This is a genomic window from Mesorhizobium sp. M2A.F.Ca.ET.039.01.1.1, from assembly GCF_003998035.1.
Classification (GTDB): Bacteria; Pseudomonadota; Alphaproteobacteria; order Rhizobiales; family Rhizobiaceae; genus Mesorhizobium.
The window spans coordinates 1-14,555 of the sequence record NZ_RZRY01000086.1 but is presented as its reverse complement, the minus strand read 5'-3'; the positions used below and the strand labels follow the sequence as shown (position 1 = coordinate 14,555).

14 protein-coding genes and 1 pseudogene are annotated in these 14,555 nt (G+C 64.1%); 5 read left to right on the top strand and 10 right to left on the bottom strand.

Translation table 11 applies throughout. The annotated features are described in order from the left end of the window. A partial coding sequence (locus tag EOA24_RS09765) for a PfkB family carbohydrate kinase (protein WP_127409771.1) occupies nt 1–722 on the top strand: 722 nt, incomplete at its 5' end. Between the two features lie 40 nt (nt 723–762). Next, nucleotides 763–1,680, top strand: coding sequence for a pseudouridine-5'-phosphate glycosidase (locus EOA24_RS09760; RefSeq protein WP_127409770.1), 918 nt, complete (start codon nt 763–765; stop codon nt 1,678–1,680). 208 nt (nt 1,681–1,888) lie between these two features. Here EOA24_RS09760 and EOA24_RS09755 read toward each other — a convergent pair. After that, a pseudogene (locus EOA24_RS09755) lies at nt 1,889–2,213 on the bottom strand (TfoX/Sxy family protein). A gap of 89 nt (nt 2,214–2,302) precedes the next feature. Between EOA24_RS09755 and EOA24_RS09750 the strand changes: the two are divergent. Further along, nucleotides 2,303–2,800 carry a GFA family protein gene (locus EOA24_RS09750; RefSeq protein WP_126082471.1) on the top strand — a complete coding sequence of 166 codons (498 nt, stop codon included), beginning with the start codon at nt 2,303–2,305 and terminating at the stop codon, nt 2,798–2,800. A 179-nt stretch (nt 2,801–2,979) separates the two neighbouring features. On the opposite strand, the gene sufA is transcribed toward EOA24_RS09750, so the two are convergent. The 7 genes from sufA to EOA24_RS09715 all read right to left on the bottom strand — a co-directional run bounded on the left by sufA (nt 2,980) and on the right by EOA24_RS09715 (nt 10,224). Further along, nucleotides 2,980–3,360 (bottom strand): Fe-S cluster assembly scaffold SufA, encoded by a 381-nt coding sequence (gene sufA / locus EOA24_RS09745; RefSeq protein ID WP_126082470.1) that lies wholly within the window; start codon nt 3,358–3,360, stop codon nt 2,980–2,982. Between the two features lie 107 nt (nt 3,361–3,467). Next, complete coding sequence (locus EOA24_RS09740) at nt 3,468–3,860, bottom strand: SUF system Fe-S cluster assembly protein (RefSeq protein WP_126082469.1); 393 nt, start codon at nt 3,858–3,860, stop codon at nt 3,468–3,470. Between the two features lie 5 nt (nt 3,861–3,865). Continuing rightward, a complete protein-coding gene (locus tag EOA24_RS09735; protein ID WP_126082468.1) occupies nt 3,866–5,107 on the bottom strand; it encodes a cysteine desulfurase in 1,242 nt (413 codons plus the stop codon). Nucleotides 5,108–5,274: 167 nt separating this feature from the next. Next, nucleotides 5,275–6,546 (bottom strand): Fe-S cluster assembly protein SufD, encoded by a 1,272-nt coding sequence (gene sufD / locus EOA24_RS09730; protein ID WP_126082467.1) that lies wholly within the window; start codon nt 6,544–6,546, stop codon nt 5,275–5,277. 25 nt (nt 6,547–6,571) lie between these two features. After that, a complete protein-coding gene (gene sufC, locus EOA24_RS09725; protein WP_042644485.1) occupies nt 6,572–7,327 on the bottom strand; it encodes a Fe-S cluster assembly ATPase SufC in 756 nt (251 codons plus the stop codon). Nucleotides 7,328–7,352: 25 nt separating this feature from the next. After that, nucleotides 7,353–8,873, bottom strand: coding sequence for a Fe-S cluster assembly protein SufB (sufB, locus tag EOA24_RS09720; protein WP_127409769.1), 1,521 nt, complete (start codon nt 8,871–8,873; stop codon nt 7,353–7,355). A gap of 190 nt (nt 8,874–9,063) precedes the next feature. Further along, nucleotides 9,064–10,224, bottom strand: a complete 1,161-nt coding sequence (locus tag EOA24_RS09715) for a cysteine desulfurase family protein (protein WP_126082465.1) — start codon at nt 10,222–10,224, stop codon at nt 9,064–9,066. 267 nt (nt 10,225–10,491) lie between these two features. Between EOA24_RS09715 and EOA24_RS09710 the strand changes: the two genes are divergently transcribed. Continuing rightward, nucleotides 10,492–11,166 carry an alpha/beta hydrolase gene (locus EOA24_RS09710; RefSeq protein WP_095818525.1) on the top strand — a complete coding sequence of 225 codons (675 nt, stop codon included), beginning with the start codon at nt 10,492–10,494 and terminating at the stop codon, nt 11,164–11,166. 27 nt (nt 11,167–11,193) lie between these two features. Here the strand turns inward: EOA24_RS09710 and EOA24_RS09705 are convergent, their stop codons facing one another. Together EOA24_RS09705 and EOA24_RS09700 are read right to left on the bottom strand one after the other, a co-directional pair. Then, the gene (locus tag EOA24_RS09705) at nt 11,194–12,063 is read right to left on the bottom strand and encodes a phosphatase PAP2 family protein (RefSeq protein WP_126082464.1); all 870 of its coding nucleotides are present in this window, start codon (nt 12,061–12,063) and stop codon (nt 11,194–11,196) included. 47 nt (nt 12,064–12,110) lie between these two features. Next, on the bottom strand, nt 12,111–13,754 hold the full coding sequence (locus EOA24_RS09700; protein ID WP_126082463.1) for a glycosyltransferase family 39 protein: 1,644 nt from the start codon (nt 13,752–13,754) through the stop codon (nt 12,111–12,113). 284 nt (nt 13,755–14,038) lie between these two features. On the opposite strand from EOA24_RS09700, the gene tyrS reads away from it, so the two are divergent. After that, nucleotides 14,039–14,555 (top strand): tyrosine--tRNA ligase (gene tyrS, locus EOA24_RS09695; RefSeq protein ID WP_127409768.1); only part of this gene is annotated, 517 nt, incomplete at its 3' end.

The window sequence follows — 14,555 nt, the reverse complement described above, 5'->3', positions numbered from 1 at the left end:
CCTCGGCGATCGACAGCGCCGGGATAACGGACCTCTCGGTGGTGTTCCTCGACCGCACGACGCCGAGCTACACGGCGCTGATCGACGCCGAGGGCGAATTGATCGTCGGACTGGCCGACATGGCGCTCTACGACCTCGCCTTCCCCAAGCAGATGAGGCGTTCCAAGGTGCGCGAGGCGATCGCCGCGGCCGACGCCATCCTGTGCGACGCCAACCTGCCGACCGCGGCGCTGGAGCGCCTGGTTGCGCTCGCCGGCGACCGGCCGGTCTTCGCCATCGCCGTCTCGCCAGCCAAGGTCGTCCGCCTGGCGCCTCTGCTCAGTGATCTGTCGCTGCTCTTCATGAACCGCCGCGAAGCCGCCGCGCTGGTTGGCGCCGAAATGTCAGGAGAAGCCCTTGTCGACGCACTCAGGCGGGTCGGCCTGAACGCCGGCGTGATCACGGCCGGCAGCGCTCCGGTGCTGGGCTTCGACGACGCCGGCATCTTCGAAATCGACCCGCCCGCGCCGCGCCGGGTCGCCGACGTGACCGGCGCCGGCGATGCGCTGACCGGCGCGACGGTCGCCGCCCTGCTGCGCGGGCTGCCGCTGCGTGCCGCGCTACGCGAGGGCGCCGCGGCGGCGATGCTCGCCATCGAGAGTCCAGAGGCCGTGCCGTCCCTCACGACCGCCAATTTCAGGCAGGCGCTTGCCCTTGTGCCGGAGGCACGGGAGGTGGCATAGGGCCATCGACAATCTACTTCCTCCTTGTCGGAGAACAGCCATGACGCCGGAACCCACCCGCCCCTTCGTCGATGTCCACCCGCCCGTGGCGGAGGCCCTTGCCGCCGGCCGGCCCGTGGTGGCGCTGGAATCCACCATCATCACCCACGGCATGCCCTACCCCGACAATGGCGCCATGGCGGCCAAGGTCGAGCAGATCATCGCCGATGCCGGCGCGGTGCCGGCGACGATCGCCGTGGTCGACGGCCGCATCAAGATCGGCCTCTCCGACGGCGAACGCGAATCGCTTGCCATGACGGGCGACGCCATGAAGCTGTCGCGCGCCGATCTCGGCTTCGCGGTCGCTCAAAAGCGCACCGGCGGCACCACGGTTGCGGCCACGATGATTGCCGCGCACATGGCCGGCATAAAAGTGTTCGCCACCGGCGGCATCGGCGGCGTCCACAAGGGCGCCGAAAAGAGTTTTGATATCTCGGCCGACCTCGACGAGCTGGCGCGCACGCCGGTCATCGTCGTCTCGGCCGGCGCCAAGGCGATCCTCGACATCGAAAAGACGCTGGAAGTGCTGGAGACACGCGGCGTGCCGGTCATCGGCCATGGCAGCGAGACGATGCCGGCCTTCTGGTCGAGGCAGTCGCCCTTCCGCGCGCCGCTGACGCTGCAGGCGCCTGGGGACATCGCCCATTTCTACCGCACGCGCCAGGCGCTGGGCTTGGGCGGCGGCATTCTGGTCGCCAATCCCGTGCCGCAGAATGACGAGATCCCGGCCGACGAAATGGCCCGCTATATCGACGCCGCGCAGAAGGCCGCCGAGGCGCAGAACGTCACCGGCAAGGCGGTGACGCCCTTCCTCTTGTCGAAGATCCTCGAACTCACCGGCGGCCGCAGCCTCAAGACCAACATCGCGCTGGTCGAGAACAATGCCCGGCTGGCGGCGGAGATCGCGAAGGCACTGTAAGGGCACACGTCGAAGGCCCCCTCACCCGGATTGCCAAGGCCGAATTGCGAAGAGCAATTCGGGGCAATCCGACCTCTCCCCGAGGGGAGAGGAGCTGCCAGCCCCTGCGCCAACCTCTTCTCCCCAGCTGGGGAGAAGGTGGCCGCGAAGCGGCCGGATGAGGGGGCGGCCTCGACGTGCCCTTCGTAGTGTTCAATAACGGATCAAATCACTTCCCCGCTCGTCTTCCCGCCTCATAAGCACGCCGCGCCCACACGGCCATCTCGTCCGGATCGTCGAACGCCTCGTCGGGCACGCTCCAATAGGGCATCGCCACGTCCTTGCCGTGGCGCGAGCCGGTATAGGTCCACTGGCTGCAGCCGGCGGCCTCGAAATCGGGAATGGTTTCCTCATCCGCCTTGAGCAGCAGTTCGCCGCGCACCTACCACCGCGACGATGACGCCGTCGCAATAGATGCCCTTACCGCCGAACAGTTTTCGGATGCTGATCGGGCCCAGGCTTTCGAACAGTTCTTCGAGGCGCGTATTATCCATGGCGCGATGATCTCATCCGCCATCGGCCTTGTCATCGCCGCAACCAAAGGCATGCTGACAGGTTGAGACCTGAAAACGGAGTTCCCGCCATGCCTGTCCTGCTCAAAGGCTCCTGCCGCTGCGGCGCCGTCCGGTTCGAGGTGGATAGCCACACGCCGGTGCCGTTCATGCTCTGCTACTGCTCGATCTGCCGCAAGCAGCAGGGCGGCGGCGGTTTCGCCATCAATCTCGGCGCCGACTACGACACCTTGAAAATCACGGGCAAGCGCAGCCTCGGCGTCTATCGCGCCGAAATCGAGGATGACGAGCATCCGCATTGCGAGGTCTCGACCGGCGAGCGCAATTTCTGCCGCAAATGCGGCTCGGCCCTCTGGCTCTACGACCCGACCTGGCCGGAGCTTGTCCATCCCTTCGCCTCGGCAATCGACACCGACCTGCCGAAGCCACCGGAAAAGGTGCATCTGATGCTGAAATACAAAGCGAACTGGGTCGAGCCGGTGATCGGCAAGAAGGACAAGGTCTTCGAGGTCTATCCAGAGGAATCGATCGCCGACTGGCATAAGCGCACGGGCATGTGGGTCGATTAGCTTTCTTCTCCCCGTTCTACGGGGAGGTGAGGTGTGGTCCGCGAAGCGGACGAAACGCCAATTGCTTGGCTTTTGGAATGACGAACGCCGGCAGGCTGCGCCAGCCTCTCAAAACTTCGCACCTACCCCTCATCCGGCCCTTCGGGCCACCTTCTCCCCGTAAACGGGGCGAAGGAAGATCAGGCCGACGCGCGCGCCTCTGCCAGCGCCTTGAGGTCGGCGGGCTTCAATTCGACGGATTCGCCGCAGCCGCACGCCGAACTCTGGTTCGGGTTCTTGAAGGTGAAGCCGGTGCGCAGCGTAGTCTGCTCGAAATCCATCTCGGTGCCGAACAGGAACAGCGCGGCTTCGGGCGCGACATAGACATGCGCACCGTCGCGCTCGATGTGGTCGTCCTTGGTGTTTGGCTCAGTCACCAGGTCGATCGTGTATTCCATGCCGGCGCAGCCGCCCTTCTTGATGCCGAGGCGGATGCCATGCGCGTTGTCGCGCGTGGCCACGATCTCGCGCACGCGATCGGCGGCCTTGTCGGTCATCGTTATGACGGCGAAGCGTCCCATGTCATTCTCCACTTTCGCGCGGGTTCAAGGCCCGCGGAATGAGTCTGCCCTTAAGATGGTGAAGTTTCACCTAGCGCGCAAGTCAGCCAATCTTTTCAAGCCGATCCCTAATACCATCCGACCGCGACTTGCGCCTCTTCCGACATGCGGTCGGGCGTCCATGGCGGGTCGAACACCATGGCGACCTCGACACCGGAAACGCCCTCGACGGCGCCGACGGCGTTCTCGACCCAGCCCGGCATTTCGCCGGCCACCGGGCAGCCCGGCGCGGTCAGCGTCATGTCGATCTTGACTGACCGGTCGTCCTCGATGTCGATCTTGTAGACCAGGCCGAGCTCATAGATGTCGGCCGGGATTTCCGGGTCGTAGACCGTCTTCAGCGCGGAAACGATGTCGTCGGTCAGCCGCGCCAGCTCGTCGGCGGGGATCGCCGAGGCCGAAACGACGCTGTCACCCACCGTTTCCGGCACAGTCTCTGCGGTCGCGCTCACATCGTCCATGATCATCACCCGAAGAACTTTCGCGCCTTTTCCAGCGCCTCGGCCAAAGCGTCCACTTCGGCCCTCGTATTATACATGCCGAACGATGCCCTGCATGTGGAGGTGACGCCGAAGCGTTTCAACAGCGGCTGGGCGCAATGCGTGCCCGCGCGGACGGCAACACCTTGCCGGTCGATCACCATAGACACGTCATGCGCATGGATACCCTGCAATTCGAACGAGATGATGGCGCCCTTGCCCGGCGCGTCGCCAAAGATGCGCAGCGAATTAATCGCCCGCAGCCGCTCGTGCGCGTAGGTCTTGAGGTCCGCCTCGTGCCCCGCGATGCGTTTGCGGCCGATTTTTTCCATGTAGTCGAGCGCAGCACCCAGGCCGATCGCCTGTACGATCGGCGGCGTGCCGGCCTCGAAACGGTGCGGCGGATCGTTGTAGGTGACGATATCCTCAGTCACTTCCTCGATCATCTCGCCGCCGCCCATGAAGGGCCGCATCTCTTCCAGCCTGTCCTTCTTGCCGTAGAGCACGCCGATGCCCGACGGGCCGTAGACCTTGTGTCCGGTGAAGACGAAGAAATCGCAGTCGAGGTCCTGCACGTCGATCGGCATATGGACGGCGCTCTGGCTGCCGTCCACGAGGACAGGAATGCCACGCGCATGCGCGATGCGCACGATCTCCTTGATCGGCGTCACCGTGCCCAGCGCGTTGGACATCTGCGTGATGGCGACCAGTTTCGTGCGCGAGGTCAGCCGCTTTTCGAATTCCTCGATGTGAAGCGCGCCGAGATCGTCGACCGGCACCCAGACCAGCTTCGCGCCCTGCCGCTCGCGGATGAAATGCCAGGGCACGATGTTGGAGTGGTGCTCCATGATCGACAGCACGATCTCGTCGCCCTCGCCAATCCGCGGCATGCCCCAGCCATAGGCGACCGTGTTGATCGCCGAGGTGGTGTTGGAGGTGAAGACGATATTGTCGGTGCTCGGCGCGTTCAAAAACCGCTGCACCGACTTGCGCGCATTCTCATAGGCGTCGGTCGCGGCATTTGACAGAAAATGCAGGCCGCGATGGACGTTGGCGTATTCCTGGGAATAGGCGTGCTGGATCGTGTCGAGCACCACCTGCGGCTTCTGCGCCGAGGCGCCGTTGTCGAGATAGATCAGCGGCTTGCCGTAGACCTGGCGCGACAGGATCGGGAAGTCGCGGCGGATCGCCTCGACATCATAGGGGGTGGTTTCGATCTTCTGGTCCACAGCAATCAACCTTCCAATGTGGCTCCCCCTCACCCGACCTCCGCTTCGCTCCGGCCACCCTCTCCCCGATGGGGAGAGGAGGTCACCAACGTCGCATCCGCCTCTTCTCCCCTCGGGGAGAAGGTGGCCGCGAAGCGGCCGGATGAGGGGGCCTGCGCCCTACGTCGCTAGCCGTGCGTCGAAAACCAGCCGTCGAGCCGCTCTTCGAGCGCTTCGACCAGCGCTTCGTCGTCCAGTTCCTCGATCACTTCGGCGACGAACGCCTTCACCAGAAGGCCCTGCGCCGACTTCTCGTCGATACCGCGCGCCATCAGGTAGAACAGATGGTTATGGTCGATCTCGGTGACCGTCGCGCCGTGGCCGCAGACCACATCGTCGGCGAAGATCTCCAGCTCCGGCTTGGTCGAGAACTCGCCGTCATCCGACAGAAGCAGCGTGTTGCAGGCCATCTTGGCATTGGTCTTCTGCGCATATTGATGCACGTTGATGCGGCCCTGGAAGACGCCGCGCGCCTTGCCGGTCACCACATTGCGGATCACTTCCGTAGACGTCGTGTGCGGCACGGCATGGTCGAGCACCATGGTGGTGTCGGTATGCGTGTCGCCGGCAAGAAGGTTGATGCCGCGCAGTTTGAAATCGGCGCCCTCGCCCGTCGTCCTGACGACGACCTCCTGGCGAACGAGCCTGCCGCCGGCATTCATCACGAACAGCGTCAGCTTGGCATCCGGGCCGATATGCGCCTTGAACTGGGCGAGATGCGTGGCTGTATCCGGCTGCTCCTGCACGATCAGCCAGGTCACTTCCGCGCCGTCGCCGACCACGAGCTGGCTGACCGACGAGACCAGCGCCTCGTCGCCCTCGCCCGTCTGGCGCTCGACGATGACCGCCTTGGCGCCGGCCCCGACACGCGCCAACAGCCGCACATGCGATTGGCCGCCGGCCTGCAAATTCTGCAATTCGATCGGCTTTTCCAGCTCGGCGCCGTCGGCGATATCGACGAAATAGCCGTCGGCAACAAAGGCCGTGTTCAGCGCGCCGATCGCGTCGTCGTCGCCATAGGGATCGAGTCCCGGCGCAACGCTTCCGTCGGTCAGCTTCTCCGACAAGCGCTGCACGGTGACGCCTTCGACCTCCGGCAGCTTCGTCTGTGAGACTCCGTTCAGCACAGGCAGCACGGCCGACCCTTCAAGAACCGGCGCAAGTGCCTTGGCCACGGCGTCGGTTTCGAAAGCCGGCACGTTGGTCAGCAACCGGCGCAGGTCCGTGTAATGCCAGGATTCGACGCGGCGCGTCGGCAGGCCGTGCTTGATCGCCTCGATCGCGTCGTCGCGCTTGACCATCACCGCGCCGTCGCCGGGCAGTTGCGACAGCCGCTCGCCAAAGGCGTCGATCAGCGCCGTCTCGGCCAAGGTCCGCTGGGGCTGTGCATGCATGTTCATGACTTTCGCCTCGACCGCTCCCATCTCACGCGGCTTCGCCTATCACACCGGCATAGCCGTTGGCCTCGAGATCGAGCGCCAGCGACTTGTCGCCCGACTTGATGACCTGGCCCTTGTAGAGCACGTGCACCGAATCCGGCACGATGTGCTCGAGCAGGCGCTGGTAGTGGGTGATGACGACGATGGCGCGCTCCGGCGAACGCAGCGCATTGACGCCATCGGACACGATCTTCAGCGCGTCGATGTCGAGGCCGGAATCGGTCTCGTCGAGCACGCAGAGTTTTGGCTCCAGCAGCTTCATCTGCAGGATCTCGGCGCGCTTCTTTTCCCCGCCGGAGAAGCCGACATTGAGCGGCCGCTTCAGCATGTTCATGTCCATGCTGAGCGAAGCCGCGGCTTCCTTCACGCGCTTGAGGAACTCCGGCACCTTGAGCGGCTCCTCGCCGCGCGCCTTGCGCTGCTCGTTCATCGCCACTTTCAGGAATTCCATGGTCGCCACGCCCGGTATTTCCATCGGATACTGGAAAGCGAGGAAGATGCCGGCGGTGGCGCGTTCGGCCGGATCCATTTCGAGGATCGACTGGCCATTATAGAGGATGTCGCCCTCGGTGACCTCATAGTCCTCGCGGCCGGCGAGGATATAGGACAACGTCGACTTGCCCGAACCGTTCGGACCCATGATGGCGGCGACCTCGCCGGCTTTCACCGTCAGGTTCAGGCCGCGGATGATCTCGGTGCCGTCATCGACGATGCGGGCATGCAAATTCTTGATCTCAAGCATAGTTTCTTCCTGAATAATTTTGCGGTCAGCCGACCGAACCCTCGAGGCTGATGCCGATCAGCTTCTGCGCCTCGACGGCGAACTCCATCGGCAGCTGCTGGATGACATCCTTGACGAAGCCGTTGACGATCAGCGCGATCGCTTCCTCTTCGGGGATGCCGCGCTGCATGACGTAGAACTTCTGGTCCTCGGAAATCTTCGACGTCGTCGCCTCGTGCTCGAACTTCGCCGTCGCGTTCTTGGCTTCCATGTAAGGCACGGTGTGCGCGCCGCACTGGTCGCCGATCAAAAGCGAGTCGCAATTGGTGAAGTTGCGCGCGTTGGCCGCCTTGCGGTGCGCCGAGACCTGGCCGCGATAGGTGTTCTGCGAGAAGCCGGCGGCGATGCCCTTGGAGATGATGCGGCTCGACGTGTTCTTGCCGAGATGGATCATCTTGGTGCCGCTATCGACCTGCTGATAGCCGTTCGACACCGCGATCGAATAGAACTCGCCCGAGGAATCGTCGCCGCGCAGGATGCAGCTCGGATATTTCCAGGTGATGGCCGAACCCGTCTCGACCTGCGTCCACGAGATCTTCGAGCGGTCGCCGCGGCAGTCGCCGCGCTTGGTGACGAAATTGTAGATGCCGCCCTTGCCCTCGGCGTCGCCGGGATACCAGTTCTGCACCGTTGAATATTTGATCTCGGCATCGTCGAGCGCGATCAACTCGACCACCGCCGCATGCAGCTGGTTCTCGTCGCGCTGCGGCGCCGTGCAGCCTTCGAGATAGGAGACGTAAGCCCCCTCCTCGGCGATGATCAGCGTGCGTTCGAACTGGCCGGTGTTCTTCTCGTCGATGCGGAAATAGGTCGACAATTCCATCGGGCAGCGCACGCCCTTCGGCACGAAGACGAAGGAACCGTCGGTGAACACGGCCGAGTTCAACGTCGCGTAAAAATTGTCCGAGGTCGGCACCACGGAGCCGAGATATTTCTTGACCAGTTCCGAATGCTCGCGGATCGCTTCCGAGATCGAGCAGAAGATGACGCCCGCCTTGGCGAGCTCTTCCTTGAAGGTGGTGACCACGGAAACCGAATCGAACACGGCGTCGACCGCGACGCGGCCGGACTTGTAGACGTTGTCGCCTATCTCCGCTTCCTCGTCCACCGCCGCGAGCTTCTGCACGCCGGCCAGGATTTCCTGCTCCTTGAGCGGAATGCCGAGCTTTTCATAGACCTTGAGCAGTTCAGGGTCGACTTCGCTCAGCGACTTCGGCCCCGGCGTGCTCTTCGGCGCGGCGTAGTAATAGATGTCCTGGAAGTCGATCTTCGGATAGTGGACGCGCGCCCAGGTCGGCTCTTCCAGCGTCAGCCAGCGGCGATAGGCCCCCAGACGCCATTCCAGCATCCAGTCCGGCTCATCCTTCTTGGCCGAGATGAAGCGAATGATGTCCTCGCTCAGGCCCTTCGGGGCCTTGTCCATCTCGATCTCTGTCTGGAATCCGTATTTATACTGGTCGACGTCGATCTTTCGGACTCGATCGATCGTCTCCTGCACAGCAGGCATAAGCGTTCTCCATCCACGCCGGGGTCAAGGCCCGGCAGTTTTCAAACTATGGCACCGCTGTGATCGCATCCCGGCAGGGGTGCGCAGCGGAGTAAGCTCCATATAGTGCGTATCCGCCGGAAATTCACCCGGCCAGGACAAAACGCACCACTCTACCAGGCCGCAGGGCCTGAATTCGTCTTCGCCGCCGTCAGGCGGCTTCTTCCTTACCCGCCCGGCGCACGACGATGCCCGCCAGCCCGGCCCGGAAGGCCTCGATATCCTCGGCGCCGGTCGCGCGGCCGATCGACACGCGCAAGGCGCCCAGGCTGTCGCCATGGCCCATGGCCTTCAGCACATGGCTTGGCCCGACCTTTCCCGATGAGCAGGCCGAACCCGCCGACAGCGCGACGCCGGCAAGATCGAAAGCGATCTGCGCCGTCTCGGCCTTGACGCCGGGAATAGCGAAGAATGTCGTGTTGGCAAGCCTCTGAGCGCCATTTCCGAAGATTTCCGCGTCCGGCGCCAGTTCGGTCACGATGGCTTCGACCTCGTCGCGCCGGCGCGCGATGGCGTCCATATTGCCGAGGCCGGCAAGCGCTGCCCGCGCGGCGGCGCCGAAACCGGCGATCCCGGCAACGTTTTCCGTCCCGGCGCGATGGCCCTTCTCCTGGCCGCCGCCATTGACCAGCGGCCGCGGCATCATCAGGTCGGACGCGGCGACGATCGCGCCGACGCCTTTGGGACCGCCGATCTTGTGCGAGGACAGGATCAGGTAATCGGCATAAGGGTCTGACATATCGAGCGGAATCCGCCCGGCGGCCTGCACGGCGTCGACAACCAGCACCCCGCCGGCGGCCTTGACGATGTCGGCGATGCGCCCCACCGGCTGGACGACACCAGTCTCGTTATTGGCGGCGTGGATCGCCACCAGCGGCAGGCCGGCTGTCTTGTCATGCTGGGCAAGCGCAGCGGCAAGCGCCTCGATATCGGCGATGCCGTTGCTGTCAACGCCGATCCTCGTCACCTGCGCCGGCGCGAAGCGCCCGCCATTGAGGACGCAGGGATGGTCGGCCTCAGAGACATAGAGATGGCTCATGCGGATGGCGCCGCGCCCCATCTGCCAGTCCGGCGTAAGCAGCGTCGAGGAGGCCTCGGTGGCGCCGGAGGTGAACACGACATGCTCGGGCCTGGCGTTGACCAGCCGCGCCACGTCGCGGCGCGCGTCCTCGACCAGCCGGCGCGCGGCGCGGCCCTCGGTGTGGACCGATGATGGGTTGGCGGCATCGAGCGCAGCGACCATCGCCGCCCGCGCTTCCGCAATGAGCGGCGCGCTGGCGTTGTAGTCGAGATAGGCGCGGGTTGCGGCCATTTTCGCTCAGTTCGTCCTTCCGCCAACTATCCCGCGAGGATAGCGCGTTATTTCCTTGAAATTGCAAGGCAAGCCGTCCTATTTACCCGGCTTGCGGCGCGGGCGGCCGGACCATCGGGTTTCGGCCTCCCAGTTTTGAACAATTCTAAACTAGCTTCTAGGAAGACGCTCGCCCGGCGTCAAGGCCACAGAAGGTTTGGGGCCGCAGGACAGTTAGGGCCGAAAGAGTTCCGGGCTAGCGCATTCATATGCCACGTGGAGTATTTTATGCCTGAGGTCATTTTCGCCGGTCCGGCTGGTCGCCTGGAGGGACGTTATCAGCCCTCGAAGGAAAAGAGCGCCCCGATCGCCATTGTGCTGCATCCGCACCCGCAATTCGGCGGCACGATGAACAACAAGATCGTCTACGACCTCTTCTACATGTTCCAAAAGCGCGATTTCACTGTGCTGCGCTTCAATTTCCGCGGCATCGGCCGCAGCCAGGGCGAGTTCGACCACGGCACCGGCGAATTGTCGGACGCGGCTGCGGCGCTCGACTGGGTGCAGTCGCTGCATCCAGATTCGAAAAGCTGCTGGGTCGCCGGCTATTCCTTCGGCTCGTGGATCGGCATGCAGCTTCTGATGCGCCGGCCGGAGATCGAGGGCTTCATCTCGGTGGCGCCGCAGCCCAACACCTATGATTTTTCGTTCCTGGCGCCCTGCCCTTCATCCGGCCTGATCATCCATGGCGATGCAGACAAGGTGGCGCCGCCCAAGGACGTGCAGGGGCTTGTCGACAAGCTGCACACGCAAAAGGGCATCACCATCACCCAGAAGACGCTGCCCGGCGCCAACCATTTCTTCGCCAATGACGCCGAGTTGCTGATCCACGAATGCGCTGACTATCTCGACCGGCGCCTCGCCGGCGAACTCGCGGATCCGCGGCCGAAGCGGCTGCGCTAAGCGGGAAAGCTGTACAGTCGAAGAGCTTTAATGGGTTGGCGTCCGGTCGGCGCCGATCTCGCCGCCTTCGACCGGGCCGGCCATCGAAGTCCTGCCTCTCGGCGCGCGGGAGGGTGCCAGCCGGAATGTCCGCTTGCGCACCGGCAGCTTCGCGCTTGTCTGGCCGAAGATGAAACCGAGCCGGGCGAAAACCAGCCCCGAGGCAACAGCAAACGCCAGCCCTAGGCCGAAGCCCGCAACCGTATCGCTTGGATAATGCGCGCCGACGAAGACGCGGGTCGAAGCGATGCAGGCGGTGACCGCCAGCGCGATATACCAGCGGCGCGGGAACAAAAGCAGCAGGATGCCGAACACCGCACCCATCGTCGTGGCATGGCCGGAGGGAAAGCCGGCGAAGCGCGCATCCATGGCGAAAGGATGCAGCGACAGGACGCCGAAGCTGTCGAAATAAAGCGGCCGGGCCCGGCCGATGCCGTATTTCAACAGGTTGACCGCGAGACCGGACAGGCCGACGGCGCAGAGCACCAGGAAGGCGAAGCACGTCCAGTTGTAGACCAGCATCCGGCCGTGCCGGGACAGGCCGCGCCAATCCGTCAGATTGGCGGCGACGAGGCAGAGCGCTGACGGAATGAGGTACCACCCGCCGAGGCCGAACTGCGTGAAGAAATCGGTGTAGCGCACGAAGCCGGGTGACCATTCGCCGCGCATTTCGCCTGCGCCAGCGTCGAGGCGCAGGAAGGTCGCAATGATGAGCAGCACCCAGGCTATGAGCCAGACGCTCCATAGGATTCGCGGATAGCGCGCCGGCCGCACGGCAAAGCGTCGCATCACGATCGACATCGTGTCGCGGAAATTGCCGAGCGAGCGGCGGTAAAGGGCAAAGGGCGCGGCGGACATGGCTTTGGCGCGAGTCTATAGGGGCATTCGATGCCCGAGGCTATTCATCACGGCGCCACCCGGTAAAGCCCGAGCGCAAGCTTGTCTCCTGACGAATAGTTGATGCCGTCGATCTCGGTCAGCCGCTTGGCCGACTTGCCCTGGGCGGTCAGCACATCGGCAAGCTTCTGCTCGTCCTTGATCGGCGCCAGGCCGAGCGCGCAGGACGGATCGTCGAGCAGATGCCGCGCCACGCCCTCGACCTCGGTGAGCACGGTCTTGGTGCCGACCAGGAAGACCAGGCTCGGCTCCTGGAATTTCGCCGAGGCGAGCACGGTGGTCTCGCAAAGGCGGTTGGCGTCGACCGCGGTCTTGATCGCGGGGCTAAGCCAGATCGGCTTCAGCGACGGCGCGATGACGCCGAACAGCAGGCTGAAGGTGATCCCGGCGCCGACCGCGATCGCGGCGATGCGGCCAAGCGGCACCTGCAACTGCCTGGGGAAAGCGAGATAGCCGGTGACAAGAGCGGCGATCGCCGCCGGTATGCTCCACCAGGAGAAGGTCTTGGCGAGATAGAGCGGCGCGCCAAGGCAGACCACCGCAAGACCGATCGCCACCACGGCAAGGCCGAAAGCCGTCGCCCACCACAGCCATGTCTGCCAGCGCTTCAGCGGCGCGTTGGCCTGGTCCGCCGGGAGCGTGAGCAGCCAGCCGATCAAGAGCGCCATGCCCGGATAGGCCGGCATCACATAATGCGGCAGCTTGGTCGGGATCGCCTCGAACACCAGCCAGAACGGGATGTACCAGGCCAGGCAGAAGCGCAGGCGCGGATCGTCCCAGAACCGGTTGATCGCCTGCAGCCCGGCGCCGACCGCGATCAGCCCGAACGGCCACATGAACAGCGAGTAGGTGAGCATATAGAAGCCGGGCGGCAGGCCGTGCGATTCCTCGCCCTGCGCCACCTTGTTCAGCATGTCCTTGCCGACCGCCTCCTGGAAGAAGGCGCCGCCGCTCTTCCAGGTGATGAGGATCAGCCATGGCAGCACGATCACGAGCACGATCGCGACGCCGCGCACCAGCTTCATCTTCGTGAGCCAGCGCCAGTCGCGGTCGAAGGCAATAAGCGCCGCGGCCGTGAGCAGCGACAAGAGTGGCGAAACCGGGCCCTTGATCAGGATGCCCAACCCTTGCGCGATCCAGAATATCCACGGCAGATGCCCGGGTACCGACTCGTTGCGCTTGGCCGCCATATAGACCTGGGCCAACGCGCCCTGCGCGATCACACAGCAGGCGAGAAGCATCGCGTCGGTCTTGGCGTCGCGTCCCTCGAAGGCGGTGGCGAAGATCGCCGCCATCATCAGGCCGGCAGCGAGCCCGGCATTGGCGCCGAAGAGCTTTGTCCCGGTCCAGCCGATGCCGACGACCGCGATCGCGATGCCCAGCATCGAGACCAGGCGATAGACCCAGATCGGCGCCGCCGCCCCCTCGCCGCTCAGCGCCACCGCCGCCGACTGCAGCCAATAGATGCCGATCGGCTTCTTGTAGCGCGTGACGTCCTGCAGGCGTATGTCGACATAGTCACCCGTCTCGACCATCTGCTTGGTCGCCTGGACGAAGCGGGATTCGTCGCGGTCCACCGGCGGCAGGCTGGCCAGCCCGCTGACGGTCATGACGATGCTGAACAGAAAGAGGAGAATGTAGTTCCTGTTCATCGCGGGAGCTCGTCCGATCTGAAACTGCGGGATGGCCCCGTCGCCGCATGGCGCCTGTATTTGCGCGGCGCTTCATTACGCCAGCAAAATGGGTGAGGCAAGGACAGCGGTGCCGCACGGGACCGGACGCAAAACCGGAACCACTTTTGCTGATCGCTGGATTGCCCAGTTGAACCGCGATCGGACGCAAAACCGGAAACCACTTTTGCTGATCGCGCTTGGATGCTAAACGCGCGCCTTCATATCAAGCATGGCCAAGTGCCCGGCGACCTCAGGAAGAACAAATGTCCGCCTTCAAATCCGATTTCCTGCGCATCATGAGCGAGCGCGGTTTCATCCACCAGATTTCGGACGAATCCGCCCTCGACCAGCTTTTCGCCAAGGAAACGGTAAGCGCCTATATCGGCTTCGACGCCACCGCCCGGAGTCTGCATGCGGGATCGCTGATCCAGATCATGATGCTGCATTGGCTGCAGCAGACCGGCCACCGTCCGATCGCGCTGATGGGCGGCGGCACCTCGATGATCGGCGACCCGTCCTTCAAGGACGAAGCGCGCAAGCTGCTCACCCCGCAGGACATCGAGGACAATCTCGTCGGCATCCGCCGCAATTTCGCGCCTTACCTGAAGTTCGGCAACGGCCCCGGCGACGCAGTCATGGTCAACAACGCCGACTGGCTGATGGAGATCAACTACGTCAACTTCCTGCGCGACGTCGGCCGGCACTTCTCCGTCAACCGCATGCTCGCCTTCGATAGCGTGAAGCTCAGGCTCGACCGCGAGCAGTCGCTGTCCTTCCTTG

Bases quoted from the DNA above. Each gene is read 5' to 3' on its own strand.
- EOA24_RS09760 (WP_127409770.1), top strand. From the start codon at position 763: ATGACGCCGGAACCCACCCGCCCCTTCGTCGATGTCCACCCGCCCGTG.
- EOA24_RS09750 (WP_126082471.1), top strand. From the start codon at position 2,303: ATGCCTGTCCTGCTCAAAGGCTCCTGCCGCTGCGGCGCCGTCCGGTTC.
- sufA (WP_126082470.1), bottom strand. From the start codon at position 3,360: ATGGGACGCTTCGCCGTCATAACGATGACCGACAAGGCCGCCGATCGC.
- EOA24_RS09740 (WP_126082469.1), bottom strand. From the start codon at position 3,860: ATGGACGATGTGAGCGCGACCGCAGAGACTGTGCCGGAAACGGTGGGT.
- sufD (WP_126082467.1), bottom strand. From the start codon at position 6,546: ATGAACATGCATGCACAGCCCCAGCGGACCTTGGCCGAGACGGCGCTG.
- sufC (WP_042644485.1), bottom strand. From the start codon at position 7,327: ATGCTTGAGATCAAGAATTTGCATGCCCGCATCGTCGATGACGGCACC.
- sufB (WP_127409769.1), bottom strand. From the start codon at position 8,873: ATGCCTGCTGTGCAGGAGACGATCGATCGAGTCCGAAAGATCGACGTC.
- EOA24_RS09715 (WP_126082465.1), bottom strand. From the start codon at position 10,224: ATGGCCGCAACCCGCGCCTATCTCGACTACAACGCCAGCGCGCCGCTC.
- EOA24_RS09710 (WP_095818525.1), top strand. From the start codon at position 10,492: ATGCCTGAGGTCATTTTCGCCGGTCCGGCTGGTCGCCTGGAGGGACGT.
- EOA24_RS09705 (WP_126082464.1), bottom strand. From the start codon at position 12,063: ATGTCCGCCGCGCCCTTTGCCCTTTACCGCCGCTCGCTCGGCAATTTC.
- EOA24_RS09700 (WP_126082463.1), bottom strand. From the start codon at position 13,754: ATGAACAGGAACTACATTCTCCTCTTTCTGTTCAGCATCGTCATGACC.